At 54.1% G+C, this 24,881-nt stretch carries 28 protein-coding genes; 18 read left to right on the top strand and 10 right to left on the bottom strand.

Annotation, left to right across the window (positions count from 1 at the left end):
* Positions 1–117 precede the first annotated feature (117 nt).
* Positions 118–1,932: a sensor domain-containing phosphodiesterase gene (locus NR795_RS04345; protein ID WP_257757251.1), complete on the top strand. Its 1,815-nt coding sequence runs from the start codon at positions 118–120 to the stop codon at positions 1,930–1,932.
* Here NR795_RS04345 and NR795_RS04340 read toward each other — a convergent pair.
* Positions 1,929–2,555 (bottom strand): LysE family translocator, encoded by a 627-nt coding sequence (locus NR795_RS04340; RefSeq protein ID WP_238084413.1) that lies wholly within the window; start codon positions 2,553–2,555, stop codon positions 1,929–1,931. The two genes, NR795_RS04345 and NR795_RS04340, sit on opposite strands and share 4 nt — an antisense overlap.
* Before the next feature lie 193 nt (positions 2,556–2,748).
* Between NR795_RS04340 and yncL the strand changes: the two genes are divergently transcribed.
* Entirely contained in the window at positions 2,749–2,841 is a 93-nt protein-coding gene (yncL, locus tag NR795_RS04335) for a stress response membrane protein YncL (RefSeq protein WP_144812251.1), read from the top strand.
* A gap of 70 nt (positions 2,842–2,911) precedes the next feature.
* On the opposite strand, the gene NR795_RS04330 is transcribed toward yncL, so the two are convergent.
* The 3 genes from NR795_RS04330 to NR795_RS04320 all read right to left on the bottom strand — a co-directional run bounded on the left by NR795_RS04330 (position 2,912) and on the right by NR795_RS04320 (position 4,134).
* Entirely contained in the window at positions 2,912–3,241 is a 330-nt protein-coding gene (locus tag NR795_RS04330; RefSeq protein WP_257757250.1) for a type II toxin-antitoxin system RelE/ParE family toxin, read from the bottom strand.
* A complete protein-coding gene (locus tag NR795_RS04325; RefSeq protein WP_103821259.1) occupies positions 3,210–3,446 on the bottom strand; it encodes a hypothetical protein in 237 nt (78 codons plus the stop codon). Before NR795_RS04325 ends, NR795_RS04330 begins: the two co-directional genes overlap by 32 nt.
* Positions 3,447–3,579: 133 nt before the next feature.
* Positions 3,580–4,134 carry a histidine phosphatase family protein gene (locus NR795_RS04320; RefSeq protein WP_257757249.1) on the bottom strand — a complete coding sequence of 185 codons (555 nt, stop codon included), beginning with the start codon at positions 4,132–4,134 and terminating at the stop codon, positions 3,580–3,582.
* Between the two features lie 167 nt (positions 4,135–4,301).
* Between NR795_RS04320 and NR795_RS04315 the strand changes: the two genes are divergently transcribed.
* Both NR795_RS04315 and NR795_RS04310 read left to right on the top strand, forming a co-directional pair.
* Positions 4,302–4,766, top strand: coding sequence for a DUF2243 domain-containing protein (locus tag NR795_RS04315; RefSeq protein WP_144812259.1), 465 nt, complete (start codon positions 4,302–4,304; stop codon positions 4,764–4,766).
* Positions 4,767–4,778: 12 nt separating this feature from the next.
* Positions 4,779–5,570: a cytochrome c oxidase assembly protein gene (locus NR795_RS04310; RefSeq protein ID WP_257757248.1), complete on the top strand. Its 792-nt coding sequence runs from the start codon at positions 4,779–4,781 to the stop codon at positions 5,568–5,570.
* Positions 5,571–5,588: 18 nt separating this feature from the next.
* Here NR795_RS04310 and NR795_RS04305 read toward each other — a convergent pair whose 3' ends face one another.
* A complete protein-coding gene (locus tag NR795_RS04305; protein WP_257757247.1) occupies positions 5,589–6,059 on the bottom strand; it encodes a DUF1311 domain-containing protein in 471 nt (156 codons plus the stop codon).
* Positions 6,060–6,405: 346 nt separating this feature from the next.
* Between NR795_RS04305 and NR795_RS04300 the strand changes: the two genes are divergently transcribed.
* Positions 6,406–7,416, top strand: a complete 1,011-nt coding sequence (locus NR795_RS04300; protein WP_257757246.1) for a hypothetical protein — start codon at positions 6,406–6,408, stop codon at positions 7,414–7,416.
* A complete protein-coding gene (locus NR795_RS04295; protein WP_257757245.1) occupies positions 7,409–7,804 on the top strand; it encodes a hypothetical protein in 396 nt (131 codons plus the stop codon). The genes NR795_RS04300 and NR795_RS04295 overlap by 8 nt, the downstream gene beginning before the upstream one ends.
* A gap of 142 nt (positions 7,805–7,946) precedes the next feature.
* Here NR795_RS04295 and NR795_RS04290 read toward each other — a convergent pair whose 3' ends face one another.
* Together NR795_RS04290 and icd are read right to left on the bottom strand one after the other, a co-directional pair.
* Positions 7,947–8,423 carry a hypothetical protein gene (locus NR795_RS04290; RefSeq protein ID WP_238084406.1) on the bottom strand — a complete coding sequence of 159 codons (477 nt, stop codon included), beginning with the start codon at positions 8,421–8,423 and terminating at the stop codon, positions 7,947–7,949.
* Positions 8,424–8,542: 119 nt separating this feature from the next.
* A complete protein-coding gene (gene icd / locus NR795_RS04285) occupies positions 8,543–9,793 on the bottom strand; it encodes an NADP-dependent isocitrate dehydrogenase (RefSeq protein ID WP_144812267.1) in 1,251 nt (416 codons plus the stop codon).
* 120 nt (positions 9,794–9,913) lie between these two features.
* Here icd and rluE point away from each other — a divergent pair, with 120 nt between their 5' ends.
* From rluE to NR795_RS04245, 8 genes are all read left to right on the top strand, one after another.
* Entirely contained in the window at positions 9,914–10,567 is a 654-nt protein-coding gene (rluE, locus tag NR795_RS04280; RefSeq protein ID WP_257757243.1) for a 23S rRNA pseudouridine(2457) synthase RluE, read from the top strand.
* A 10-nt stretch (positions 10,568–10,577) separates the two neighbouring features.
* On the top strand, positions 10,578–11,036 hold the full coding sequence (locus NR795_RS04275; RefSeq protein ID WP_144812272.1) for an NUDIX hydrolase: 459 nt from the start codon (positions 10,578–10,580) through the stop codon (positions 11,034–11,036).
* Between the two features lie 55 nt (positions 11,037–11,091).
* On the top strand, positions 11,092–12,198 hold the full coding sequence (gene mnmA, locus NR795_RS04270; protein WP_144812275.1) for a tRNA 2-thiouridine(34) synthase MnmA: 1,107 nt from the start codon (positions 11,092–11,094) through the stop codon (positions 12,196–12,198).
* Positions 12,199–12,250: 52 nt separating this feature from the next.
* Positions 12,251–12,880 carry a high frequency lysogenization protein HflD gene (gene hflD, locus NR795_RS04265; protein WP_144812277.1) on the top strand — a complete coding sequence of 210 codons (630 nt, stop codon included), beginning with the start codon at positions 12,251–12,253 and terminating at the stop codon, positions 12,878–12,880.
* 19 nt (positions 12,881–12,899) lie between these two features.
* The gene (purB, locus tag NR795_RS04260) at positions 12,900–14,270 is read left to right on the top strand and encodes an adenylosuccinate lyase (protein ID WP_144812279.1); all 1,371 of its coding nucleotides are present in this window, start codon (positions 12,900–12,902) and stop codon (positions 14,268–14,270) included.
* 138 nt (positions 14,271–14,408) lie between these two features.
* A complete protein-coding gene (phoP, locus tag NR795_RS04255; protein WP_144812282.1) occupies positions 14,409–15,083 on the top strand; it encodes a two-component system response regulator PhoP in 675 nt (224 codons plus the stop codon).
* Positions 15,080–16,543: a two-component system sensor histidine kinase PhoQ gene (phoQ, locus tag NR795_RS04250; protein ID WP_257757241.1), complete on the top strand. Its 1,464-nt coding sequence runs from the start codon at positions 15,080–15,082 to the stop codon at positions 16,541–16,543. Before phoP ends, phoQ begins: the two co-directional genes overlap by 4 nt.
* A gap of 68 nt (positions 16,544–16,611) precedes the next feature.
* Positions 16,612–17,733: a cupin domain-containing protein gene (locus tag NR795_RS04245; protein ID WP_257757240.1), complete on the top strand. Its 1,122-nt coding sequence runs from the start codon at positions 16,612–16,614 to the stop codon at positions 17,731–17,733.
* 61 nt (positions 17,734–17,794) lie between these two features.
* Here the strand turns inward: NR795_RS04245 and pepT are convergent, their stop codons facing one another.
* Complete coding sequence (gene pepT, locus NR795_RS04240) at positions 17,795–19,021, bottom strand: peptidase T (protein WP_257757239.1); 1,227 nt, start codon at positions 19,019–19,021, stop codon at positions 17,795–17,797.
* Positions 19,022–19,337: 316 nt separating this feature from the next.
* Between pepT and potA the strand changes: the two genes are divergently transcribed.
* The 4 genes from potA to potD are packed head-to-tail and all read left to right on the top strand — an operon-like array spanning position 19,338 to position 23,083.
* Positions 19,338–20,417 (top strand): spermidine/putrescine ABC transporter ATP-binding protein PotA, encoded by a 1,080-nt coding sequence (potA, locus tag NR795_RS04235; protein ID WP_257757238.1) that lies wholly within the window; start codon positions 19,338–19,340, stop codon positions 20,415–20,417.
* Positions 20,401–21,258, top strand: a complete 858-nt coding sequence (gene potB, locus NR795_RS04230) for a spermidine/putrescine ABC transporter permease PotB (RefSeq protein WP_144812295.1) — start codon at positions 20,401–20,403, stop codon at positions 21,256–21,258. Before potA ends, potB begins: the two co-directional genes overlap by 17 nt.
* Entirely contained in the window at positions 21,255–22,040 is a 786-nt protein-coding gene (gene potC, locus NR795_RS04225; RefSeq protein ID WP_144812298.1) for a spermidine/putrescine ABC transporter permease PotC, read from the top strand. The genes potB and potC overlap by 4 nt, the downstream gene beginning before the upstream one ends.
* Positions 22,037–23,083: a spermidine/putrescine ABC transporter substrate-binding protein PotD gene (gene potD / locus NR795_RS04220; RefSeq protein WP_257757237.1), complete on the top strand. Its 1,047-nt coding sequence runs from the start codon at positions 22,037–22,039 to the stop codon at positions 23,081–23,083. Before potC ends, potD begins: the two co-directional genes overlap by 4 nt.
* 41 nt (positions 23,084–23,124) lie before the next feature.
* On the opposite strand, the gene cobB is transcribed toward potD, so the two are convergent.
* Both cobB and nagK read right to left on the bottom strand, forming a co-directional pair.
* Positions 23,125–23,946, bottom strand: coding sequence for a Sir2 family NAD+-dependent deacetylase (gene cobB, locus NR795_RS04215; protein ID WP_144812305.1), 822 nt, complete (start codon positions 23,944–23,946; stop codon positions 23,125–23,127).
* Between the two features lie 15 nt (positions 23,947–23,961).
* Entirely contained in the window at positions 23,962–24,873 is a 912-nt protein-coding gene (nagK, locus tag NR795_RS04210; RefSeq protein ID WP_144812308.1) for an N-acetylglucosamine kinase, read from the bottom strand.
* Positions 24,874–24,881 lie beyond the last annotated feature (8 nt).

Here is a 24,881-nt window from a genome sequence, read left to right as displayed (position 1 = left end):
ATCGACTATGCTTTAAACAGGGTTAACACGTCGCTGACATGTTAATTTAATGTTGCAAATAATGTTGTGTCGGTACGGGTTCAATTTTTAGATCCTCATCTGGGCAGGAGCTCATACATGTTCAGTGGACTCAGCAAGAACGAAACAAAAAGGCTGGCGGCGCTTGCCCTCTTACGCAAGTACGATAAAGCGCGGGATACCGCGCTTGGCGAATTTGCGAATCTGGCCAGCGACATCATGGGCGTTAATGGCTGCTTCGTCACCATTTTCGACGACCAGTATCAATATATTAAATATGTAAAGAATATCTCCCAGCTGCCAATAAAAACCGCGATCCCTGAAACGATGTGTCAATATGCCGTTGCCAGCGTCGAGCCGGTTATCTGCTCCGACACCCGCACCGACAGCCGCTTTGCCGACCATATTCTGGTTACTACAGGGCAAGTCATCTTCTATGCCGCTGCTCCCCTGCAAACAAAGGAAGGGTTTGTACTGGGTACGCTATGCGTTAGCCATACGCAGCCTGTCGCGGCAACGCCGGAGCAGATTGATAACTTCCTGCGCGTTGCCGCACTTGCCAGCACCTATCTTGAGGCATGGTATTCGCTGGGCCGCATTGATGGCCTGACCGGGTTGCCTAACCGCCAGTCTCTTTTAAAAGAGATAGAGACCCTGGTGCTGGATAACAACGCCCAGCCCTGGTCGCTGATCCTCTTCGACTGTATTGATATGCCCCGCGCCTATGAGCTGTCGCGCTATCTTGGTCTACCCGCAGTAGAGAAGATGCTGCGTGGGTTTGGCCCTCTGCTGCGCCTGCGCCTTAAGCTATCTTCACGAATAACGCTGTTTGCTTTTGCGCCAGGGCGTTATGCCGTGCTGGTAGAGGCCGCGATAGCCCAGACGCTAATCCAAAGGGCGGGCTCCCTGCCGGATATCGATGCGCAGATCCGTGGCGATGTTGGTATTAACCTGCAGGTGCGTACCGGTTATGTCAACTTCACTCCGAAGGATAACGATCCGCATGAAATTCTGCGCCAGGGCATCAGCGCCCTGCACGAGGCGATGCGCGAGGAAATTCCTGTTCTGGCCTTCGATCCTCTTCTCGATCAGAAGCGCAATAACCACTTCCGGCTACTGCACGATCTGAGCGAGGCGATCAAAGCGCCGGATCAGCTCTATATGGTCTATCAGCCGAAAATTTCACTGCATACCGGCCTGACCCAAGGCTGTGAAGCGCTGCTTCGCTGGCATCATCCGGTACAGGGCAACGTGCCGCCGTCAACCATTGTTCAGCTGGCAGAGAAGACCAGCCTGATGACGGATATTACGCAATGGGTAATCAAAACCGTCATTGAGCAGCTTCAGACCTGGCGCAAAGCCGGAATTGACCTGCCTGTTTCCATTAACGTCACGGTGAGCGACTTCTCGCGCCAGGGTTTTGCCGACGAGCTGGAGAAGAGCCTGCTTAATGCCGGGCTCACGGTAGCGGATCTGCGTATCGAATGTCTGGAGACCGAGAAGGTGCTGGAGAGCGATGAGGCACTGTACGAGCTGGGTCAGCTGAAAAATAAGGGCTTTAAAATCCTGCTCGATGATTTCGGCGCAGGCTACAGCAATATCAGCTACCTACGACGCATTCCCTTCGATGTTATAAAGCTCGATCGCTCGCTTATCAGCCAGATTGTCTCTGACTCCGATAGCCGAATTATCGCCCGCAACGTCATTACGATGCTCAAGGATCTGAACTATCTGGTACTGGCGGAGGGGATTGAAGACAGGCAGACGGCCATGATGCTGAAGGAGTATGGCTGTGACGAAGCGCAGGGATATTACTTCTCCAGGCCAATCTCTCCAGCGGAGATCCCGGCATGGCTGGCAAAAGGCAGCGCGGTGGATAAGCTGCCTGGCCTGCTGCGACATGGAACCTGTTAGCGTTTACTCAGTGCCAGCTTAGCGGCAAAGAGAATAAACAGCGTGCCGGTGGTGCGATCCATCCAGCGTACTACCGCACTGCGTTTCAGGAAACGACCGAGCGGACGCGTGGCCAGAATCAGCACCGTCGACCAGGTCTGCCCCAGCACAACGTGGATCGCCACCAGCCCAAAGGTCCAGGCGATTAACGGCTGACCGTGGGGAATAAACTGCGGTAAAAAGGAGACGTAGAAGACGCCCATTTTGGGGTTTAGCAGATTGCCCAGCAGCCCCTTGATAAACCCGCTCTGCTTTGCCCTGGGTGTTTCTCCCTCTGCCGCTGCGGTTAACCCACCCCCGCGACTCAGCAGCATATTCACCCCCAGCCAGCAGAGGTAAGCTGCGCCGCAGTATTTCAGAATGGAATAGGCCAGCTCAGAGACGGCGATAAGCGCGCCCAGACCAAACGCCACCATCGCTCCCCAGATAAAGCACCCGGCATTGATACCCAGCGCAACTTTAAACGCCTGGGCCCGACTCTCGACCGAGGCGGTGCGCAGGACCAGCGCGGTATCCAGCCCTGGAGTCAGGGTAAGCAGAGCAGCGGCCAGCGTAAATGCCAGCAGGGAGTCATAAATGGTCAAGCAGTGTCTCCATGAATATGTAAAAGATATCTAATCATACTTTACGTCAGGCGAGCGCGGTCTATACTTCTCTCATTGTAAATGCCCGGCAATGTTCATGAAATGATTGCCCTCTGGCACACACCATTTTTAGTAGTTTTTAGTTCATTGAATTGGTTTAAACTCTCCGTCACGTAACCGAAAGGACGCAACGATGAATGTATCAAGCAGAACGGTAGTCTTGCTAAATGTGTTAGCCGCAGCGGGACTCTTTCTGACCCTTTACTCTAAATACAACTGGTTGTGATGCTGTTTCAGAGCGGGTTGTAGGGTAATAATAGAAAACGGGAGCCGACTGGCTCCCGTTTTTTTATTGATTAGCCGGTAAGCTTTAAATCGACTTTGCGGTTATTCTTTTGATCTTGATAGAAGTTTTCGTGCGAGCCTATGCTTAGCAGATAGAGCTCCAGCTTATCCCTGACCCAACTGTATCCCAGAAGCGCCTGCTGTTTGTTTAGCGGAAATTTGTGCACCCAGAGAAAGCTGAGGTCTCCCCTCTTCTGCTCGCCTATAGCTGGGTTATCAATGATTTTATCGATCTCATCCTCTACCACCCTCAGTAAAGCGGTCGGGAGTTTGTCCAACGCCTTTTCGAAACGGCGACTCTGGTAAACATCAATTTTTTGAACGCCCTGTCCTTCTGGCATATCGCGTTACCTTCTGGTTTTTGATTTCGCTTTGCGCCAGCAGGGTTTCATTGATAAAGCTGTAGGGAAGGTCAGGGTTATCTTCTGCAATCTGCCCTATTTTAGCCCAGTGCTCAATCTGCCTGGGAACGCTGCGGTTTGCAGCTTCAGCATGAATCTTTACGTCGCTAACGAAGTCATCGTCTAAACGAATGCTTATGGCCATATCACCTGTCTCCCGGATTAAATCACCTTACGTGTAGAATGCCTACGCAAAGTGTGCGCATGCTTAATATGCGACATTTTGTCGCATTATGCAATCTCTATACTCTGATGCTACGAGGGAGGATTTATCTGGCTTACGTTTTATAGCGGTATCTTACCGTCCCCCAATAATCTGATTCCCCATCCGTAACTTTTTTCCAACCTGCGCGTTCGAGCTCTTTGGCTATCAGCTTGTTCATGATGCCGTGCCCCATGCTGAGAACCTGTTCGTGCTCATGGGCCAGCGCTGTCAGGCGATCCGCGACTCTTTTCGCGCGCTGTTGAGCATCTGCGCAGGACTCACTCTTTGACGACGCGCCCGCTAACCAGAGCAGCCTGAAGAGCACCAGCCACAGTGAGGGCGGTAATTTAATCGCCGGTACGTTAAAGATGGGTAGTGGGGCCTCGCTCAACTCATTCAAAATGAAATCTGGATTTACGCCCAACGTATGAAGGGAGGAAACAGCGCGAGGCAGCGGACTGCTCACCACCAGGTTACTATTCTGACAGGCTACTTTTGCCGCAGATGCAGGCGATCCAGAAATAGATGACGCGTCGTAGGCAGATACCCACTCCCGCATACCTGCCGCATTTACGCTGCCAGACTTTTTCAGATCGGGTTTGCCATGCCTTACTAACGTAATCTCCATTGCGAACATCTTCCCTCTGATTATCAAACAACTTTAATAAATCAGCAGATTAGCATTTTCACCAGGAGCGCAGCGAAATATTTGCCAACATCCGCAGCATGCGCCCGGAACCCTGTTATTTTCAACTACGCTTCTTAAGTAAAATTTTAATTTTCTCAGGAGAGCGCATGCCGCCTTTAACGTCCCCGCTTCACTCCGACTTAAAACGATCCCTGCTCGCCACCGTTCCGCTCGGCATCGGTATGATGGCAGCAATTGATGAAGTGGTATTCCATCAACTTCTGGCCTGGCATCACTTTTTCGACTGGGGCACCCCGGCTTTCAGCCTGCTGTCGGATGGTTTGCTGCACTCCGCTGAGCTGATCCTATTTGTGCTCGGATTTTTTATGTATACCGGGCTCTATCGCCGCGGCGTGCTTAATCGAACGGCAGCATGGGCGGGTTTTGTTTTGGGGATGGGGGGTTTCCAGCTATTTGACGGGATTGTCGATCACAAGCTGCTTAGACTGCATCAGATCCGCTACGTTGAAAACGTTCTGCTTTACGATGTCATCTGGAACGGGGTTGCCGTAGTGTTGTTGCTGGCAGGCTATCTGCTGTTTCGCCGCGCGCGCCGTACGGCCAGGGGTTAAGTCGTGGAGCCGATGATGCATCATCCAGACGGCGCACCTTCAGCCGCGCTGTTTATTCTGCTGGTCATTATTCCTGTGGCGCTGCTCTGCCTGTATCTGTTCGCCGCCCTGAGAATTCGCCGTACCGCCCGCTGGAGCAGCTGGCGCATCGCCAGCTTTACCGCCGGAACCGTGTTGATTGTGGCCGCCATGCTGCCACCGCTGGCAAGCTGGGCCCATCACGATCTGCGCGGTCATATGATGCAGCATCTGTTTTTAGGTATGTTTGGGCCGCTTGGGCTGGTATTTGGTGCGCCGGGTTCGCTTTTGCTACGCAGCGTTTCAGCCCGAACGGCTCGCGGCATCATGAATTTTCTCCGCATCCGTCCGATACGTTTTTTAATCCACCCGGTTACCGCTGCGTTTCTGGATATAGGCGGCATGTATCTGCTCTATCTCACGCCCTTTTACACGTTGAGCATGGGCGATCCCGTGCTGTTTGTTTTGCTCCACGTGCATTTTGTACTCTCCGGCTACCTGTTTACCTGGTCTGTCGCCGGGCCGGATCCTGCCCCCCATCGTCCGTCGAGAAATCTACGGCTGACAGTAATCTTCTTAGCTACCGCCGCACACGCGATCCTCGGCAAGCTGATGTACGGCTATGGATACCCGCAGGGTACCTCGGCCAGCGTTGAGGAGATTCAGGCGGCCGCGCAGTGGATGTATTACGGCGGCGATCTTGCCGAGTTTCTCATTATCATCGGCTTTTTTGCTGCATGGTTCCGTCAGCGCAGCGCCCTGCCTGGTGCTTTGAAGGATTATTAAGACCAGTATGGGGGTGTTTCACTCCACGCTAAAATAGTTCAGCTCTTCAACTCTTCTCTTTTTCATATTGATTCTGCACTGAAGAAGTAACGCTGGATGCAACGGCGCAGAGGCGCTTATTCTGGACGTGGCGAGTTCACAAAATTGCATATTTTCCTTCTGCCAGCTTTTTTGATTGCTGATGAATGCCTCTTTGTTTTGTTTGACAATATCAGAGTGGCTATTTTCATAATCAACGTTTGGCAGAAGCCACTCATCCGACTGAACGGTAGCTAACGATCTATCAAAAGCGGCCTTCACTGCTTTATCTACTTTGCTCTCTTCTTTTTGCAGGCAATCAATATAATTTGATATATCATCATTTGCTAGTTTTTTACTTTGGCACAGCTCGCTCTCTTGGCCAGTCAAAATTTTTTCCATCCCGGCGGCAAAGAGCGGCCGCATTGATAATAATAAAATAATTGATAAGATTTTTCTTAAGGAGGCCATTTTACTCTTTCAATAGCATGATATTTTTTCTGTAATGGAAATCAACGAGCCGTTATTCTTACTCAGTACTTCATAGAAGTTAATGTTATCTCCATCTTTCAGCCCATTCCTTGACTAAAATCAGATATACACATAATTTTATTTTAAAGATAGAAGGTGACATGAATCGAGGGAATGGGATTTTCATAATAATTAGTGGTTGTCGTTATTAATCCCCTTAATAAAAATCACACTTTTTGCTTAACACCGATGCTATCTTTACTATTACAGTTGATTATCTTTCATAAAAGAGTATTTACCCTGGCTAATGGCAGGCTTTACTCATACTGTAACGGAGAATGGATGCATGGCACGCCAAGTTGCCCCAGGCTATTGTATTGTGCAACAGCCTGGAAACCTTAATTTTCAGGCCCGAGTACTGTTCAGAGATACCCGTTCTCCTGCTGCTAGCCTATTTATGCAACTCAATGCTGATTCGCAGTGGCTCATCCCAGGTCAGATATTGATCGTTGCCGACCCAAGTAACGTTACACCAGCGACAACACAGATACTATATAAACTTAGACAGGTAAAACAAAATATCCAGAATGCCTTTATAGGCGTGGGTGCTGAAGATGCGAGCTTTCTTCAAAAGCATTATGGCATCATTGCTGGGTTAACTAGTGCTGGTGATAAAATTTTTGGCACTACAGGGGATGTTGGAGAAAAATATTTTTCTGCCATTGAGCAGACCTTGAAAAAGATCGAGGCCACCTATCAGAATCAATACCGCACACAGGGTACGCTGATTGGTCAGCAGTTTTTTATTGAGCGTAACCAACTATTAAATCAGTTGAAAGACTTAGTAAACAAACCATTGCTCAAGTCCCTTGCTCGTCACTCTGTGAAATTTAGGCCCTATGAAGATATGCGTCGGGCATTGAATCTTTCTAGTCGCTCAATTGTGCATGAATGGTCAACTACTGGTATTACGGGTTTACCTGGTTATTCAAACTATATAGGAAACGCTGCTAAAGCTGCGCGTTTCCTGAAGTACGGTGGCTATATAGGAATAGTTTTTTCTTTCGCTGGTGTTAGCAGTGAGGTTATCAATAACTGTACGCTGAAGCGGGAAAACGAATGCAAGCAGATTGCTTTTCAAAAATATACTAAGTTTGCTTTTAGCACTGGTTCGGGTATAACTACTGGAGCATTGGGCGGTGGGGCTATGTTAGGGCTCTGCGCTATGGTCGGCATTACTACAATGGGTATGGGTGGTGTCGCATGTGCTGCGATAGGTTCTATCGCAGGGAGTTATGCTGGTAGTGCAGCAGGGGAAAAACTGGTCAATAAATTTTTGGAGTCAACTGGTGATTGAACATGTACTGGCGAGGTTAGGGTTATTTATAGGGCTTTTCGGTAGTATTCTTATTTTTATCTCTTTCCTGATTTACCTGGCTAACAAAAAGAGCTATGAAAACTTAGTTTCACTATTCAAAGAAAAATATACTTTTCCAGCGCCAAGTTCATTTTATCATATGGTGGGTTTTTTCGGTGTTTTTCCAGTAAGCAGGTTTTTTATCAAACTGAGTAAGAAGAAAAAAATTTCCTTTCTTAAACAGAGCGATCCGGCCTACAGCTTTTTTGAAGAAAATGACTTAAAAATTCAACCGTGGATGAATTATCTATCCTATATTTGGATTACGGCAACGGTAGCTTACCTGATTTCAGCTATAATAGGTGTCGTTTTATCTCTTATTCGTTAGTCAGTAGGTTAGCAATAAGGATGGGAGCCACCCACCTCCCACCCTCCCTTAATTAAAAAAGCGAGCCAGTTTTTTTTACTTTACTCATAACAACGATTACATTTTGTTAAAGCCAAAAAGATTAAAATATAAAAGAACGGCATTATTTTATTAGGGAAATAATCGTAAAGATAATAATTATGCTTACATGTAAATAAGACTGTAAGCCAGGGCGCTTTAGAAAATCAAATTTACTGCTCTTTTTCAATGGCGGATGAGGTAAAACATCCTCTTCAATGGTATTTTTTGATTTAGTGTCAGCGTCATTGTATACAGAATTAAAAAGCGCTTCATTATATTTTTTTAGTAAAAAGCGAGCTCTTTCCTGATGGAATTTAACCCATTGCCTAGACTTTATTATGAATATTGCCGCAAAAAGATTTATCAAAATCAAAAAACCTAGCAAAAAATCGCTCACACCCTGAGAAATATCATTACTTTCAGATAAAAAAAACGTGAACATCGCAGCTGTTATAGTTAGAACAAGGCTACTAAAAGTTAATCTTTGATTTTCGTGATGAGCAATTCTTTCGTACTGTAATTTTAACATATCCATATAATGTAAATCTTCATTATTCATTTCTATACCCCTTAAAATTCATGCACTTTAATATAATTTAGATAACTACCTATAATAGCCTTAATAAATAAAAAACGGGAGCACACTGGCTCCCGTTGTCATGTAATCCAAAGTATGGATTACATGTTTTCGATGATCGCGTCACCAAACTCTGAACATTTCAGCAGTTTAGCGCCGTCCATCAGACGTTCAAAGTCATAGGTCACGGTTTTATTGTTAATCGCGCCTTCCATGCCTTTAACGATCAGGTCTGCGGCTTCGAACCACTCCATATGACGGAGCATCATCTCTGCGGAGAGGATGATCGAGCCTGGGTTAACCTTGTCCTGGCCTGCGTATTTCGGCGCAGTACCGTGGGTTGCTTCAAACAGTGCGCACTCGTCACCAATGTTTGCACCCGGTGCGATACCGATCCCGCCAACCTGGGCTGCCAGGGCATCGGAGATGTAGTCGCCGTTCAGGTTCATACAGGCAATCACGTCGTACTCGGCCGGACGCAGCAGGATCTGCTGCAGGAACGCATCGGCGATCACATCTTTAATGATGATCTCTTTGCCGGTGTTCGGGTTTTTGATCTTCTGCCACGGGCCGCCGTCGATCAGCTCACCGCCGAACTCTTCCTGAGCCAGCTGATAGCCCCAGTCTTTGAACGCGCCTTCGGTGAACTTCATGATGTTGCCTTTGTGCACCAGGGTCACGGAGTCACGATCGTTGGTGATTGCATACTCGATGGCAGCACGCACCAGACGCTTGGTACCCTCTTCTGAGCACGGCTTGATACCGATACCGCAATGTTCCGGGAAGCGAATTTTCTTCACGCCCATCTCTTCGCGCAGGAATTTGATCACTTTCTCAGCGTCAGCGCTGTCAGCTTTCCACTCAATACCAGCATAGATATCTTCGGAGTTCTCACGGAAGATCACCATGTCGGTCAGCTCCGGGTGTTTAACCGGGCTTGGCGTACCCTGGTAGTAACGTACCGGGCGCAGGCAGACATACAGGTCCAGCTCCTGGCGCAGGGCAACGTTCAGGGAACGAATACCGCCGCCGACGGGAGTCGTCAACGGGCCTTTAATTGCTACACGATACTCACGGATCAGATCCAGGGTCTCAGTCGGCAGCCAGACGTCCTGGCCATACACCTGGGTCGATTTCTCACCGGTATAAATTTCCATCCAGGAAATTTTACGCTCACCGTTGTAGGCCTTTTGCACAGCGGCATCAACCACCTTGATCATCGGCGGCGTCACGTCCACACCGATACCATCACCTTCGATAAACGGGATGATCGGATTGTTTGGCACGTTCAGCTTGCCGTCTTGCAGGGTGATCTTACTACCTTCCGCCGGAACAACTACTTTGCTTTCCATTCACCTCTCCTTCGAGTTCGAGCGTGTTTTCGTTCTGCTGTTTTGTTAATAAATTGTAATGGGCCTGTCAATACTAACTGATTGTCGGCTGGCATGAAAGGCGCAAGTTATTCCGCTATAATGCGGCAATTGTTAACATCTGAAAATACCATGCGCAAAACTTCTTTTATAGATCACCGGGTTAAGCGATTCAGCTCACAACAACCTACCAAACGTCACGGCAAAACCCACCCAAAGCGGGTGATTTTGTTCAATAAACCCTACGATGTGTTGCCGCAGTTTACCGACGAGGCCGGACGCAGCACGCTGAAGGATTTTATCCCCGTTGCCGATGTCTACGCCGCAGGCCGTCTGGACCGTGACAGCGAAGGGCTGCTGGTACTGACTAACGACGGCGCACTGCAGGCGCGGCTGACGCAGCCGGGCAAGCGCACCGGGAAGATCTACTACGTTCAGGTAGAGGGCCTACCCGGCGAGGAGGCGCTAGCAGCGCTGCGCAACGGGGTGACGCTCAACGATGGCCCTACCCTACCCGCCGGCGTCGAGGTGGTCAGTGAGCCAGCATGGCTGTGGCCACGTAATCCGCCGATCCGCGAGCGGAAATCCATTCCTACCGCCTGGCTGAAAATCACCCTCTATGAAGGGCGGAACCGCCAGGTGAGGCGCATGACCGCGCACGTAGGTTTTCCCACGCTGCGCCTGATCCGTTACGCTATGGGAAATTACACGCTGGATAATCTCGCCAACGGTGAGTGGCGAGATATTGCTGAATAAGGATGAAAGTATGTTTAAACCGCACGTTACCGTTGCCTGCGTAGTGCATGCCCAGGGCAAGTTTCTGGTTGTTGAAGAGACCATCAACGATAAGGCGCTGTGGAACCAGCCTGCCGGACACCTTGAAGCCAATGAAACCCTGGTGCAGGCCGCTGCGCGCGAGCTGTGGGAAGAGACCGGCATTGATGCCATTCCCCAGCATTTTATTCGCATGCACCAGTGGATTGCGCCGGACAACACCCCCTTCCTGCGCTTTCTGTTTGCCATCGAGCTTAACGAAACGTGCGCTACCTGGCCCAACGATGGCGATATCGATCGCTGCCTGTGGGTCACTGCCGATGAGATTTTAAACGCCTCTAACCTGCGATCGCCGCTGGTGGCGGAGAGTATCCGCTGCTACCAGAGCGGTCAGCGCTACCCGCTGGCGCTGATCGGCGAATTTAACTGGCCTTTTACAAGTGATGCCTGAGGCGCGCTTGCATGATAGAATACGCCGCCTTGAAGTTTAATGTCGCGAGTATTCTATGTCTGAAAGCCCAAAAAAAGTGATCGTCGGGATGTCCGGCGGTGTCGACTCTTCCGTCTCTGCCTGGCTCCTGCAACAGCAGGGCTATAAGGTGGAAGGCCTGTTCATGAAGAACTGGGAAGAGGATGACGGCGAGGAATACTGCACCGCTGCCGCCGACCTTGCCGATGCGCAAGCGGTGTGCGACAAGCTCGGCATTGAGCTGCACACCGTTAACTTTGCCGCAGAGTACTGGGATAACGTCTTTGAGCACTTCCTCGAAGAGTACAAGGCTGGCCGCACGCCAAACCCGGATATTCTCTGCAACAAAGAGATCAAATTCAAAGCCTTCCTGGAGTTCGCCGCCGAAGATCTCGGCGCGGACTATATCGCTACCGGCCACTACGTGCGCCGGGCGGACGTCGATGGCAAAAGCCAGCTGCTGCGCGGGCTGGACGGCAACAAAGACCAGAGCTACTTCCTCTATACCCTCGGCCACGAACAGATCGCCCAGAGCCTCTTCCCGGTTGGTGAGCTAGAGAAGCCCGAGGTGCGTAAAATTGCCGAAGAGCTGGGTCTGATCACCGCCAAGAAGAAAGATTCCACCGGGATCTGCTTCATCGGCGAGCGCAAATTCCGGGAGTTCCTGGGGCGCTACCTGCCTGCCCAGCCGGGTAAAATCATCACCGTTGACGGGGACGAGATTGGCGAGCACCAGGGGCTGATGTATCACACCCTCGGCCAGCGTAAAGGCCTTGGTATCGGCGGCACCAAAGAGGGCAGCGAAGATCCGTGGTACGTGGTCGATAAAGACGTTGAAAACAACGTGCTGATCGTCGCCCAGGGTCACGATCATCCGCGCCTGATGTCGGTGGGCCTGATTGCTCAACAGCTGCACTGGGTCGATCGCGAAACCTTTACCGGCACGCTGCACTGCACGGTAAAAACACGCTATCGTCAGACGGATATCCCCTGCACCGTCACCGCACTGGATGACGAGCGTATTGAAGTCCGTTTTGACGAGCCGGTGGCTGCCGTTACGCCGGGCCAGTCCGCTGTCTTCTACAGCGGGGAAGTGTGCCTGGGCGGCGGCATTATTGAGCAGCGTCTGCCGCTGCCGGTTTAACGTAGAACATTCTCCCCGTGGGCGTAAGGCTGCGGGGATACAAGGAGTGAGTGTGGCGAAGAACTATTATGATATCACCATCGCACTGGCAGGGATCTGCCAGTCGGCTCGTCTGGTGCAGCAGCTGGCGCATCAGGGCACCTGCGATTCCGACGCCCTGCATGTCTCGCTGAATAGCGTTATCGACCAGAATCCGGACTCCACGCTGGCGGTGTTTGGCGGTAGCGAAGCCAACCTGCGCATGGGTCTCGAAACCCTGCTGGGCGTGCTCAACGCCAGCAGTCGCGAAGGGCTGAACGCCGAGCTGACCCGCTACACGCTGAGCCTGATGGTGCTGGAGCGTAAGCTCGCCGCGAGTAAAGGCGCAATGGATAACCTTGGCAGCCGCATTGCCGGGCTGTCACGCCAGCTTGAACACTTCGATCTGCACTCCGACACCCTGTTAAGCGCGATGGCGGCGATCTATGTCGATGTCATTAGCCCTCTTGGCCCGCGTATTCAGGTCACCGGCTCCCCGGCGGTGCTGCAAAGCGCTCAGGTGCAGGCGAAAGTTCGCTCCTCGCTGCTTGCCGGGATCCGCGCCGCCGTGCTCTGGCACCAGGTGGGCGGCGGTCGTCTGCAGCTGATGTTTTCCCGTAATCGTCTGTCCACGCAGGCGAAACAAATTCTTGCTCATTGTTAACGTCCCGGAGTTTTGTCTTATGGAATTATCCTCACTGACCGCCGTTTCCCCTGTCGATGGACGCTACGGCGATAAAGTCAGCGCGCTGCGCGAGATCTTCAGCGAATTCGGCCTGCTGAAGTTTCGTGTTCAGGTAGAAGTACGCTGGCTGCAAAAACTGGCGGCACATGCAGCTATCAAGGAAGTTCCTGCTTTTGCTGCCGACGCAAACGGTTACCTTGATAAGATTGTCGCGGAATTCAGTGAAGAAGACGCCGCGCGCATTAAAACCATTGAGCGCACCACTAACCACGACGTGAAAGCGGTCGAGTACTTTCTGAAAGAGAAAGTGGCTGACGTACCGGCTCTGCATGCGGTCTCTGAGTTCATCCACTTCGCCTGTACCTCGGAAGATATCAACAACCTCTCTCACGCCCTGATGCTGCATACCGCTCGGGAAGAGGTGGTTATGCCCTACTGGCGCAAGATTATCAATGCGGTAAAAGATCTGGCGGAGCAGTATCGCGATATCCCGCTGCTCTCCCGCACCCACGGCCAGCCGGCAACGCCGTCAACCATGGGCAAAGAGATGGCCAACGTGGCCTACCGCATGGAGCGCCAGTTCCGCCAGCTTGCCCAGGTAGAGATCCTCGGCAAGATCAACGGCGCAGTGGGTAACTATAATGCCCACATCGCGGCCTACCCGGAAGTGGACTGGCACCAGTTCAGCGAGGAGTTTGTGACCTCCCTTGGCATCCAGTGGAACCCCTACACCACCCAGATCGAGCCGCACGACTATATCGCCGAGCTGTTTGACTGCATGGCACGCTTCAACACCATTCTGATCGACTTCGACCGTGACGTTTGGGGCTACATTGCCCTGAACCACTTTAAGCAGAAGACGATCGCCGGTGAAATCGGCTCTTCCACCATGCCGCACAAGGTTAACCCTATCGACTTCGAAAACTCCGAAGGTAACCTGGGCCTCTCCAACGCGATGCTGCAACACCTGGCGAGCAAACTGCCACTCTCCCGCTGGCAACGCGATCTCACCGATTCCACGGTGCTGCGTAACCTCGGCGTAGGTATCGGCTACGCGCTGATCGCCTATCAGTCGACGCTGAAAGGCGTTAGCAAGCTGGAAGTGAACCGCGATCGTCTGCTCGACGAGCTGGATCATAACTGGGAAGTGCTGGCTGAGCCGATCCAGACGGTGATGCGCCGCTACGGTATCGAAAAGCCGTACGAGAAGCTGAAAGAGCTGACTCGCGGCAAGCGCGTTGATGCCGAAGGCATGAAGCAGTTTATCGATAGCCTGGCGCTGCCAGAGGAAGAGAAAACCCGCCTCAAAGCCATGACGCCTGCCAACTACATTGGCCGCGCCATCACCATGGTCGATGAACTGAAATAATCCCCCTGCCTTTTAGCCCGCTCTCGTTTAGGGAGCGGGCTGCTTCCCCACTGGTTTACTCTCTGTTGATTTCATTCGCATCATAATCACGCATTCGCGTTAAACTATTCACAACATGAATGTATGGGAGTTCGGACAATGCGCGTACTCGTCGTAGAGGATAACCCTTTGCTGCGCCACCACCTGAAAGTTCAACTGCAGGAGCTGGGGCACCAGGTCGACGCCGCCGAAGATGCAAAGGAAGCGGATTACTACTTAAATGAACACCTTCCTGACATCGCCATCGTCGATCTCGGCCTGCCGGATGAGGATGGGCTGTCGCTGATCCGCCGCTGGCGCAGCCATGATGTCACCCTACCCGTGCTGGTGCTCACCGCCCGTGAAGGGTGGCAGGATAAGGTCGAGGTGCTGAGCGCCGGGGCCGATGATTACGTGACTAAGCCGTTTCATATTGAAGAGGTGGCTGCTCGCATGCAGGCCCTGATGCGCCGCAACGGCGGTCACGCCTCGCAGGTTATCTCTATGCCGCCGTTCCAGGTCGATCTTTCGCGTCGGGAGCTGTCTATTGACGACGAGGTGATCAAGCTGACCGCCTTCGAGTACACCATTATGGAGACGCTGATCCGCAACAGCGGCAAGGTAGTGAGTAAAGATGCCCTGATGCTACAGCTCTACCCGGACGCCGAGCTGCGGGAGAGCCATACCATCGACGTGCTAATGGGTCGCCTGCGGAAAAAGATCCAGGCCCAGTATCCCCATGAGGTGATTAATACCGTGCGCGGTCAGGGCTATCTGTTCGAACTGCCCTCATGAAGAGGCTTCGGCGGCACCTGCTGCCGCTCTCCCTGCGGGTCCGTTTTCTGTTCGCCACGGCTGCCGTCGTGCTGGTGCTCTCCCTCTCCTACGGCATGGTGGCGCTGGTGGGCTACAGCGTCAGCTTCGACAAAACCACCTTTCGCCTGCTGCGCGGCGAGAGCAACCTCTTCTATACGCTGTCAAAGTGGGACAACCAGCGCTTTAGTATTGAGCTGCCGGAAAACCTGAATCTGCAAGGTCCTACCGTGGCGCTGATCTACGACCAGCAGGGGCAGCTTTTGTGGTCCCAGCGCAGCGTGCCGTGGCTGGTGCAGCGCATTCGCCCTGAGTGGCTGAAGAGCGATGGCTTCCATGAGATTGAGGCCGACGCCGACGCCACCAGCGCCCTGATCAGCGGCGACCCCTCGGCGCAGAAAGCCCTCAGCGACCTGCGCGCGGACGACAATGACAGCGAAACCACCCACTCGGTGGCGGTGAACTACTTCCCGGCGACGGCCCATATGCCACCGATGACCATTGTGGTGATCGACACCGTGCCCGATGAGCTAAAGCAGGCGCATCAGGTGTGGAATTGGTTTATCTACGTGGTGATGGCTAACCTGCTGCTGGTTATTCCCCTGCTGTGGCTAGCCGCGCGCTGGAGCCTGCGCCCCATCGAAGCGCTGGCGAAAGAGGTGCGTGAGCTGGAGGAGCACCACCGTGAGCGCCTGAATCCGGTAACCTCCCGCGAGCTGGTCAGCCTGGTGCGCAACCTCAATCGCCTGGTGAAAAGCGAGCGCGAGCGCTACGACAAGTACCGTACCACCCTCACCGATCTGACGCACAGCCTGAAGACCCCGCTGGCGGTGCTGCAAAGCACGCTGCGCTCGCTGCGCAGCAATAAGCTGAGCGTGAACGATGCCGAGCCGGTGATGCTGGAGCAGATCAGCCGTATCTCCCAGCAGATTGGCTACTATCTGCATCGGGCCAGCATGCGCGGCGGCAGTATTATGCTTAGCCGCGAGCTGCATCCGGTGGCGGCCATGCTGGACAGTCTTACCTCGGCGCTGAATAAGGTCTATCAGCGCAAAGGGGTGGCTATCACTCTCGATATCTCCCCGGAAATTAGCTTTGTCGGCGAGAAAAACGACCTGATGGAGGTGATGGGTAACCTGCTGGATAACGCCTGCAAATACTGTCTGGAGTTTGTTGAAGTTTCTGCCCGGCAGTCTGACGATCGCTTGCATATCATCGTTGACGATGACGGCCCCGGTATTCCCGTTAGCCTGCGAGAGACGATTTTTGATCGCGGTCAGCGCGCCGATACGCTGCGTCCCGGCCAGGGAGTAGGCTTAGCCGTTGCCCGCGAAATCGTGGAGCAGTACGGCGGGGAGATCGTTACTGGAGAAAGCCCGCTCGGCGGCGCGCGGATGGAGGCTATATTTTCCCGCCAGCAGGAGAGCGCCGGGGATAATTAACGAATTAAGCATCCAGCCAGGCCGCCATCCGTTATAATCCGAGTCAGACACAAGACCAGGAAACTCATATGGAATATCAATTAACACTCGACTGGCCCGATTTTATTCAGCGTTACTGGCAAAAGCGCCCGGTAGTGCTGAAGCGTGGCATAGCCAACTTTATCGATCCCCTCTCGCCGGACGAGCTGGCTGGGCTGGCGATGGAGAGCGAAGTCGACAGCCGCCTGGTCAGTCATCAGGATGGTAAATGGAACGTCAGCCACGGCCCGTTTGAGAGCTACGATCACCTGGGTGAAACCAACTGGTCGCTGCTGGTACAGGCGGTGGATCACTGGCACGAGCAGAGTGCCGCCCTGATGCATCCCTTCCGGGCGTTGCCGGACTGGCGTATTGACGACCTGATGATCTCTTTCTCCGTACCGGGCGGCGGCGTGGGTCCGCACCTCGACCAGTACGATGTGTTTATCATTCAGGGTACCGGCCGCCGCCGCTGGCGCGTGGGCGATAAAGTGCCGATGAAGCAGCACTGTCCGCACCCGGATCTGCTGCAGGTCGATCCCTTTGAAGCGATCATTGATGAGGAGCTGGAGCCGGGTGATATCCTCTATATCCCCCCTGCCTTCCCGCACGAGGGCTACTCTCTTGAAAACTCAATGAACTACTCGGTGGGTTTCCGTGCGCCAAGCGGTCGGGAGATGATCAGCGGCTTTGCGGACTATGTCTTGCAGCGCGAGCTGGGCAGCCACCGCTACAGCGATCCGGACGTGCCGTCGCGTGAGCACCCGGCGGATATTCTGCCGCAGGAGCTGGATAAGCTGCGCGGAATGATGCTCGAGCTGGTTAACCAGCCGGCACAGTTCCAGCAGTGGTTCGGTGAGTTTATCTCTCAGTCGCGCCACGAGCTGGACGTCTCCCCGCCGGAGCCGCCGTATCAGCCGGATGAGATCTACGATGCGCTGCAACAGGGTGACAAGCTGGTGCGTCTCGGCGGCCTGCGCGTGCTGCGCGTCGGCGAAGAGATATTTGTTAACGGTGAGAAGGTTGATTCCCCGCACCGCCCGGCCCTCGCCGCGCTGGCAAACCATATGGTGGTGACCGCCGACACCCTCGGCGACGCGCTGGACGACCCGTCGTTCCTCGCCATGCTCGCCGCGCTGGTTAACAGCGGCTACTGGTTCTTCGAGGATTAGTTCTCGGTAACGTAACGCCCGGCGCGCCTGCCGGGCCTACGAACCCACCGCAGCCTCACTATCACCCCCGCTTCGCGGTCAGCTCCGCAATCCGTACGATCACGCGCACCGCTTTCTCCATCCCTTCCAGGGTGACGAACTCATGTTTGCCATGGTAGTTATAGCCGCCGGTAAAGATATTCGGGCACGGCAGGCCCATAAAGGAGAGCTGCGCGCCATCGGTGCCGCCGCGAATAGGCTTAAGCTGCGGCTCAATATCACAGTCGCGCATCGCCTGCTGGGCGATATCGATAATATGCGGATGCTCAGCGACCTTCTCGTGCATGTTGTAGTAGCTATCCTCGATCGTCAGTTCGATATAGCAGTCCGGGTGCAGCCCCTTGCCGACCTTCTTGGCGATCTCCATGATCTTACGTTTGCGCGCTTCAAAGTTCTTACGATCGAAATCGCGAATGATGTAGTGCATCTCCGCACGATCGACCGCCCCCTTTATGCTGGCGAGATGATAAAAACCTTCGTAACCCTCGGTGGTTTCCGGGCTCTCATCGGCAGGAACCAGGGCGTGAATACGCGTTGCCAGCGTCAGGGCATTCACCATGACCCCTTTCGCCGTGCCGGGGTGCACGTTGTTACCCACAATTTTAATCGTCACCGAGGCCGCGTTGAAGTTCTCAAACTCCAGCTCCCCTACGCCGCCGCCGTCAACGGTATAGGCCCAATGCGCGCCAAACGCTGGCACGTCGAAGTGCTTCGCCCCTTTTCCCACCTCTTCATCAGGCGTAAAGGCCACGCGGATCTCACCGTGAGGTACGTTCTGTTTAATCAGCACCGCCAGCGCGGTCATGATCTCCGCCACGCCGGCTTTGTCATCCGCACCGAGCAGGGTTTTGCCGTCGGTGGTGATCAGCGTCTGCCCCAGCAGCTGATGCAGCACCGGGAACATCACCGGCGAGAGGATCTCATCCCCTACGCCCAGAGCGATATCGCCGCCGCGGTAGTTCTCAACGATCTGTGGATTAACATTCTTGCCGGTAAAGTCCGGGGAGGTATCAACATGGGAGATAAACCCAATGGCGGGGATATCGCCCTCTACGTTTGCGGGCAGCGTCGCCATCACCGTGCCTTTGTCACTCAGCGTCACGTTGATAAGGCCCATCTCGTTAAGCTGATCGCGAAGCAGCTCTAATAGCTTCCACTGTCCTTCTGTACTTGGAACCTGTCTGACACCCGGTTTTGACTGGGTATCTAACGAAACATAGTGCAAAAAACGCTCAAGTAATTTTTCCATGCGGCCACCCTCACTTTTTGTCACAACATTATCAAGACGCGCGACAGGTTGCGTATTGCGTCAGGTCACTTTTAGCGTGTAAACCCTGTATTTTAGTACACCTTTAATAGTGGCTGAAAATGCCCAGGCTGGAGAAGAAATAAGAACAAGGTTTGGCGATTTCAGTGGTTTGCCGTAGAATGCCAGGCCTTATTCATGTGCCAAAACCCAAGGTGGTTAATCACAAACCCCGCATCGGTAAGCCATCCGCTGCGTCTACACGGGACAGAGTCAAAAATTGAATACACAACCACGTTCGCTTTCACCGCTGGTACAAATGGCGGGGATTCGAAAAAGTTTTGATGGTAAAACCGTTATTTCCGATCTTAACCTCACCATCAACAACGGCGAATTCCTGACGCTGCTTGGCCCTTCTGGCTGCGGTAAAACTACCGTCCTGCGCCTTATTGCAGGCCTGGAGAGTGTCGACACAGGCCGCATTATCCTCGATAGCGATGATATAACGAACGTTCCAGCAGAACATCGCCATGTTAACACCGTCTTTCAAAGCTACGCCCTGTTCCCACACATGACGGTGTTCGAAAACGTCGCCTTTGGCCTGCGGATGCAGAAGACGCCGGCGGATGAGATCACCCCTCGCGTTACCGATGCCCTGCGTATGGTGCAACTGGAAGAGTTTGCCCAGCGTAAGCCCCACCAGCTCTCTGGCGGCCAGCAGCAGCGCGTAGCCATCGCCCGGGCGGTGGTCAACAAGCCGCGTATGCTGCTGTTAGATGAGTCCCTCTCTGCCCTCGATTACAAGCTGCGTAAGCAGATGCAGAACGAGCTGAAGGCATTGCAGCGCAAGCTTGGCATCACCTTTGTCTTCGTTACGCACGATCAGGAGGAGGCGCTGACCATGTCCGATCGTATCGTGGTGATGCAGAACGGTAAAATCGAGCAGGACGGCACCCCGCGTGAGATCTACGAGGAGCCGAAAAACCTCTTCGTGGCCAGCTTTATTGGCGAGATCAATATCTTTAACGCGACGGTGATCGAGCGTATTGATGAGCAGCGCGTGCGGGCCAACGTTGAAGGCCGCGAGTGCAATATCTACGTTAACTTTGCCGTCACGCCGGGTCAGAAACTCAACGTGCTGCTGCGTCCGGAGGATCTGCGCGTCGATGAGATCAACGGCGACAATGAGATCGAAGGACTGATTGGCTACGTGCGCGAGCGTAACTACAAGGGCATGACCCTGGAGTCGGTGGTTGAGCTGGAGAACGGCAAGATTGTGATGGTCAGCGAGTTCTTTAACGAAGACGATCCCGATTTCGACCACTCGCTGGATCAGAAGATGGCGATCAACTGGGTAGAGAGTTGGGAGGTCGTACTGGCTGATGAAGAGCACAAGTAAATTCCAGAACGTGGTGATTGCCACTGTCGTCGGTTGGCTTGTGCTGTTTGTCTTTCTGCCCAACCTGATGATTATCGTCACCAGCTTTTTGACCCGCGACGACGTCTCCTTCGTTAAGCTGGTCTTTACGCTGGATAACTACACGCGCCTGCTCGATCCGCTCTATTTTGACGTGCTGCTGCACTCGCTCAATATGGCGCTGATCGCCACCCTCGCCTGCCTGGCGCTGGGCTATCCGTTCGCCTGGTTCCTGGCGAAGCTGCCGCAGAAAGTGCGCCCGCTGCTGCTCTTTCTGCTGATCGTGCCGTTCTGGACCAACTCGCTGATCCGCATCTATGGCCTGAAGCTTTTTCTCAGCACCAAGGGCTATCTCAATGCCTTCCTGCTTGAGCTGGGGATCATCGATACGCCGCTGCGCATTATGTTTACCCCCAGCGCGGTCATCATCGGCCTGGTCTATATCCTGCTGCCCTTTATGGTCATGCCGCTCTACTCCAGCATTGAGAAGCTGGATAAGCCGCTGCTGGAGGCGGCGCGGGATCTCGGTGCAAGCAAACTGCAAACCTTTATGCGCATCATTGTGCCGCTGACCATGCCGGGCATTATCGCCGGCTGCCTGCTGGTGATGCTCCCGGCGATGGGGCTGTTCTACGTCTCGGATCTGATGGGTGGGGCAAAAAACCTGCTGATCGGCAATGTGATTAAGAGTCAGTTCCTCAACATTCGCGACTGGCCATTCGGTGCGGCGACCAGCATCACCCTGACGGTGGTAATGGGGCTGATGCTGCTGGTCTACTGGCGAGCGATGCGCCTGCTGAATAAAAAGGTGGAGCTGGAGTGATGGGTCGACTGCTGCGCGGCGGTTTTATGACCGCCATTTATGCTTATCTCTATATTCCGATCGTTATTCTGATCGTTAACTCCTTTAACCAGGCGCGCTTTGGCATTAACTGGCAGGGCTTTACCACCAGCTGGTATAGCCTGCTGATGAACAATGACAGCCTGTTACAGGCAGCCCAGCACTCGCTGACCATGGCGGTGCTGTCGGCAACCTTTGCTACGCTGATCGGCTCCCTGACGGCGGTGGCGCTCTACCGCTACCGCTTTCGCGGCAAGCCGTTTGTTAGCGGGATGCTGTTTGTGGTGATGATGTCTCCGGATATCGTAATGGCGATCTCGCTGCTGGTGCTGTTTATGCTGCTTGGTATCCAGCTGGGCTTCTGGTCGCTGCTCTTCTCGCACATCACCTTCTGCCTGCCGTTTGTGGTAGTGACAGTCTATTCCCGGCTAAAAGGCTTTGACGTGCGGATGCTGGAGGCGGCGAAGGATCTGGGTGCCAGCGAAATCACGATCCTGCGTAAGATCATTCTGCCGCTGGCAATGCCCGCCGTGGCCGCTGGCTGGCTGCTGAGCTTTACCTTGTCAATGGATGACGTGGTGGTCTCGTCGTTTGTGACCGGGCCAGGGTATGAAATTCTACCGTTGAAGATCTACTCAATGGTGAAAGTCGGCGTCTCACCAGAGGTGAACGCGCTGGCGACCATTCTGTTAGGACTCTCGCTGGTTCTGGTGATTGCCAGCCAGTTAATTGCACGTGATAAAACTCAGGGGACGTTAAAATGAAAAACTGGTCACGCCACCTGCTCGCTGCGGGGGCTTTAGCGCTCAGCGTGAGTGCCGCCCATGCCGAGGATAATAAGACCCTCTACTTCTATAACTGGACCGAGTATGTGCCGCCGGGCCTGCTGGAGCAGTTCACCAAAGAGACCGGTATCAAAGTGATCTATTCGACCTATGAGTCGAACGAGACCATGTATGCCAAGCTCAAAACCTATAAAGAGGGCGCTTACGATCTGGTTGTGCCCTCTACCTACTTTGTCGACAAGATGCGCAAAGAGGGGATGATCCAGAAGATCGACAAGAGCAAGCTGACCAACTTCAGCAACCTCGATCCTGAGGTGCTGAACAAGCCGTTCGATCCGAGCAACGACTACTCGGTTCCTTACATTTGGGGCGCGACGGCGATTGGGGTGAATAGCGAAGCGATCGATCCGAACAGCGTCACCCGCTGGGCCGATCTGTGGAAGCTGGAGTATAAGAGCAGCCTGGTGCTGACCGACGATGCCCGGGAAGTGTTCCAGATGGCGCTGCGCAAGCTGGGCTACTCGGGTAACACTACCGATCCGAAAGAGATTGAGGCGGCCTACCACGAGCTGCAGAAGCTGATGCCAAACGTGGCGGCCTTCAACTCCGATAACCCAGCCAACCCCTATATGGAAGGCGAAGTTAACCTGGGGATGGTCTGGAACGGTTCCGCCTGGGTGGCGCGCCAGAGCGGTACGCCGCTGACGGTGGTATGGCCTAAAGAGGGTGGCATCTTCTGGATGGACAGCCTGGCGATCCCGGCCAACGCCAAAAACGTGGACGGCGCACTCAAGCTGATCAACTTCCTGCTGCGACCGGACGTGGCGAAACAGGTCGCGGAGACCATTGGTTACCCGACGCCTAACCTGGCGGCACGCAAGCTGCTTACCCCAGCGGTGGCCAACGATAAGTCGCTCTATCCAGATGCCGAGACCGTGAGCAAAGGCGAGTGGCAGAATGACGTCGGCCAGGCCAGCGCCCTCTACGAGAGCTACTACCAGAAGCTGAAAGCGGGCCGTTAAGCGTAAAATGCCCGGCGAGCCTGCCGGGCCTACAGGATCCGTTACAGCCCCTTCAGCAGCCGCTCAACAAACTCCGGCACCACCTGGCTCGCCAGCCCATAGTGCTTCTCTTCGAATTCGCTGCCAACCTGACTCGGTTCAAGGTTCAGCTCGACGGTGTGTGCCCCCTGCAGCTTCGCCTCATGCACAAACCCGGCCGCGGGATAGACGTGCCCGGAGGTGCCGATGGCGATAAAGATATCCGCCAGCGCCAGCGCGCTGTAGATCTCATCCATGCCCAGCGGCATCTCGCCAAACCAGACTACGTGCGGGCGCAGCGGTGACGGGAACTGGCAGCAGTGGCACTTATCTTCCGGGGTAACATCCCCCGTCCACGCCAGGACCTGTCCGCTGGCGGCGCAGCGCACCTTCAGCAGCTCGCCGTGCATATGCAGCACGTTGTTGTTACCGGCGCGCTCGTGCAGATTGTCGATGTTCTGGGTGATTAGCAGAAAGCGATCTCCAATGGCCTCTTCCAGCTCAGCCAGCGCCAGATGCGCGGCGTTGGGCGCAATCTCCGGCTGCTGCAGCTGGCGACGGCGTGCGTTGTAGAATGACTGCACCAGCTCCGGGTTACGGGCAAACCCTTCCGGCGTGGCGACGTCTTCAACATGATGCTCCTCCCACAGCCCGTCGGCGGCGCGGAAGGTACGAATGCCCGATTCGGCGGAGATCCCCGCCCCGGTCAACACGACCACTCTTGGTTTTTCCATCACGTCGGGTACCACTCTGTCTCTGAAAAAGATGCGCTGGCGTAGACGCTCGCGCAAACGACGTTTGTTGCGGCGAAAACGGCTTAGTCGGCTAAAACGACGCGACTGCATATCGGCCTCTTGTGCTTAATCGGTGAGATGGAGGAAGGCTGCGCCACGCATGCCACCCGCGTCGCCGTGTCGGGCGCGCTCAATGCGCGGCACGCGAGCAACCGGCAGCAGACGCAGCGGCAAACGGTCGGACAACAGCGTGGTCAACGCGGCAAAGTTTGATAACCCGCCGCCGATGACCAGCAGATCCGGATCTACGATGGTCAATATCGTCCCCAGGCAGGCGGCCAGCAGCTCAACGTAGCGAGCCACATGCGCACGTGCCCCTTCATCACCTTGTTCCCATAGAGCGATTATTTCAGGTGCGTTCAGAGATTGATCGTAGAAGTGATTGTAGAGCCATGCAAAGCCGTGACCCGAAAGATAGTTCTCAATGCAGCCCAGCTGGCCGCAGCCGCAGCGCAGCAGGGGAATATCGCGCCCAAGGATTTCAAGGGCATCGACGGGAAGACGAATGTGGCCAAACTCACCGGTAATATAGCTATGGCCGGGAATGGATTTGCCGTTGATCACCAGCCCGCCGCCCACGCCGGTGCCGAGGATCAGCCCCATCACCAGCGGATAGCGGGCAAACTCATCGTCCCAGGCTTCCGAGAGGGCAAAGCAGTTGGCGTCGTTGTCGAGACGCACGTCCCGGCCTAACAGCGCGCAGAGATCGGCCCGCAGCGCCCTGCCGCTGGCGGCGGGAAGGTTCGCCGCGTAGAGCGTGCCGTCAGCGGTAACGGGCATACCGGGAATGCCGATGCCCACCGAGCCGCGTTCACCCGTACGGGCATCGGCGTCGTGCACCAGCCCGGCGATGGCGGCTAAAAAGGCGCTGTAGCTCTCATGGGGTGTGGCGATGCGCCGCTCCCACTGTAACGTTCTGTCACTGTCGAAGACGCCCAGCGCAATTTTACTGCCGCCAATGTCCAGCCCGTAATGCATCGCCACTC

Origin of the sequence: Pseudescherichia sp. L3, from assembly GCF_024656065.1 — a bacterium.
Taxonomy (GTDB): Bacteria; Pseudomonadota; Gammaproteobacteria; order Enterobacterales; family Enterobacteriaceae; genus Pseudescherichia.
Note: the sequence above shows the minus strand (reverse complement) of the source record. Positions and strands in the feature narration are given on the sequence as shown.

What these genes read in the sequence shown, in the direction of transcription:
- NR795_RS04345 (WP_257757251.1), top strand. Translation starts at nt 118, where the DNA reads ATGTTCAGTGGACTCAGCAAGAACGAAACAAAAAGGCTGGCGGCGCTT.
- yncL (WP_144812251.1), top strand. Translation starts at nt 2,749, where the DNA reads ATGAATGTATCAAGCAGAACGGTAGTCTTGCTAAATGTGTTAGCCGCA.
- NR795_RS04330 (WP_257757250.1), bottom strand. Translation starts at nt 3,241, where the DNA reads ATGCCAGAAGGACAGGGCGTTCAAAAAATTGATGTTTACCAGAGTCGC.
- NR795_RS04325 (WP_103821259.1), bottom strand. Translation starts at nt 3,446, where the DNA reads ATGGCCATAAGCATTCGTTTAGACGATGACTTCGTTAGCGACGTAAAG.
- NR795_RS04320 (WP_257757249.1), bottom strand. Translation starts at nt 4,134, where the DNA reads ATGGAGATTACGTTAGTAAGGCATGGCAAACCCGATCTGAAAAAGTCT.
- NR795_RS04315 (WP_144812259.1), top strand. Translation starts at nt 4,302, where the DNA reads ATGCCGCCTTTAACGTCCCCGCTTCACTCCGACTTAAAACGATCCCTG.
- NR795_RS04310 (WP_257757248.1), top strand. Translation starts at nt 4,779, where the DNA reads ATGATGCATCATCCAGACGGCGCACCTTCAGCCGCGCTGTTTATTCTG.
- NR795_RS04305 (WP_257757247.1), bottom strand. Translation starts at nt 6,059, where the DNA reads ATGGCCTCCTTAAGAAAAATCTTATCAATTATTTTATTATTATCAATG.
- NR795_RS04300 (WP_257757246.1), top strand. Translation starts at nt 6,406, where the DNA reads ATGGCACGCCAAGTTGCCCCAGGCTATTGTATTGTGCAACAGCCTGGA.
- NR795_RS04290 (WP_238084406.1), bottom strand. Translation starts at nt 8,423, where the DNA reads ATGAATAATGAAGATTTACATTATATGGATATGTTAAAATTACAGTAC.
- icd (WP_144812267.1), bottom strand. Translation starts at nt 9,793, where the DNA reads ATGGAAAGCAAAGTAGTTGTTCCGGCGGAAGGTAGTAAGATCACCCTG.
- rluE (WP_257757243.1), top strand. Translation starts at nt 9,914, where the DNA reads ATGCGGCAATTGTTAACATCTGAAAATACCATGCGCAAAACTTCTTTT.
- NR795_RS04275 (WP_144812272.1), top strand. Translation starts at nt 10,578, where the DNA reads ATGTTTAAACCGCACGTTACCGTTGCCTGCGTAGTGCATGCCCAGGGC.
- mnmA (WP_144812275.1), top strand. Translation starts at nt 11,092, where the DNA reads ATGTCTGAAAGCCCAAAAAAAGTGATCGTCGGGATGTCCGGCGGTGTC.
- purB (WP_144812279.1), top strand. Translation starts at nt 12,900, where the DNA reads ATGGAATTATCCTCACTGACCGCCGTTTCCCCTGTCGATGGACGCTAC.
- phoP (WP_144812282.1), top strand. Translation starts at nt 14,409, where the DNA reads ATGCGCGTACTCGTCGTAGAGGATAACCCTTTGCTGCGCCACCACCTG.
- phoQ (WP_257757241.1), top strand. Translation starts at nt 15,080, where the DNA reads ATGAAGAGGCTTCGGCGGCACCTGCTGCCGCTCTCCCTGCGGGTCCGT.
- NR795_RS04245 (WP_257757240.1), top strand. Translation starts at nt 16,612, where the DNA reads ATGGAATATCAATTAACACTCGACTGGCCCGATTTTATTCAGCGTTAC.
- pepT (WP_257757239.1), bottom strand. Translation starts at nt 19,021, where the DNA reads ATGGAAAAATTACTTGAGCGTTTTTTGCACTATGTTTCGTTAGATACC.
- potA (WP_257757238.1), top strand. Translation starts at nt 19,338, where the DNA reads ATGGCGGGGATTCGAAAAAGTTTTGATGGTAAAACCGTTATTTCCGAT.
- potB (WP_144812295.1), top strand. Translation starts at nt 20,401, where the DNA reads ATGAAGAGCACAAGTAAATTCCAGAACGTGGTGATTGCCACTGTCGTC.
- potD (WP_257757237.1), top strand. Translation starts at nt 22,037, where the DNA reads ATGAAAAACTGGTCACGCCACCTGCTCGCTGCGGGGGCTTTAGCGCTC.
- cobB (WP_144812305.1), bottom strand. Translation starts at nt 23,946, where the DNA reads ATGCAGTCGCGTCGTTTTAGCCGACTAAGCCGTTTTCGCCGCAACAAA.
- nagK (WP_144812308.1), bottom strand. Translation starts at nt 24,873, where the DNA reads ATGCATTACGGGCTGGACATTGGCGGCAGTAAAATTGCGCTGGGCGTC.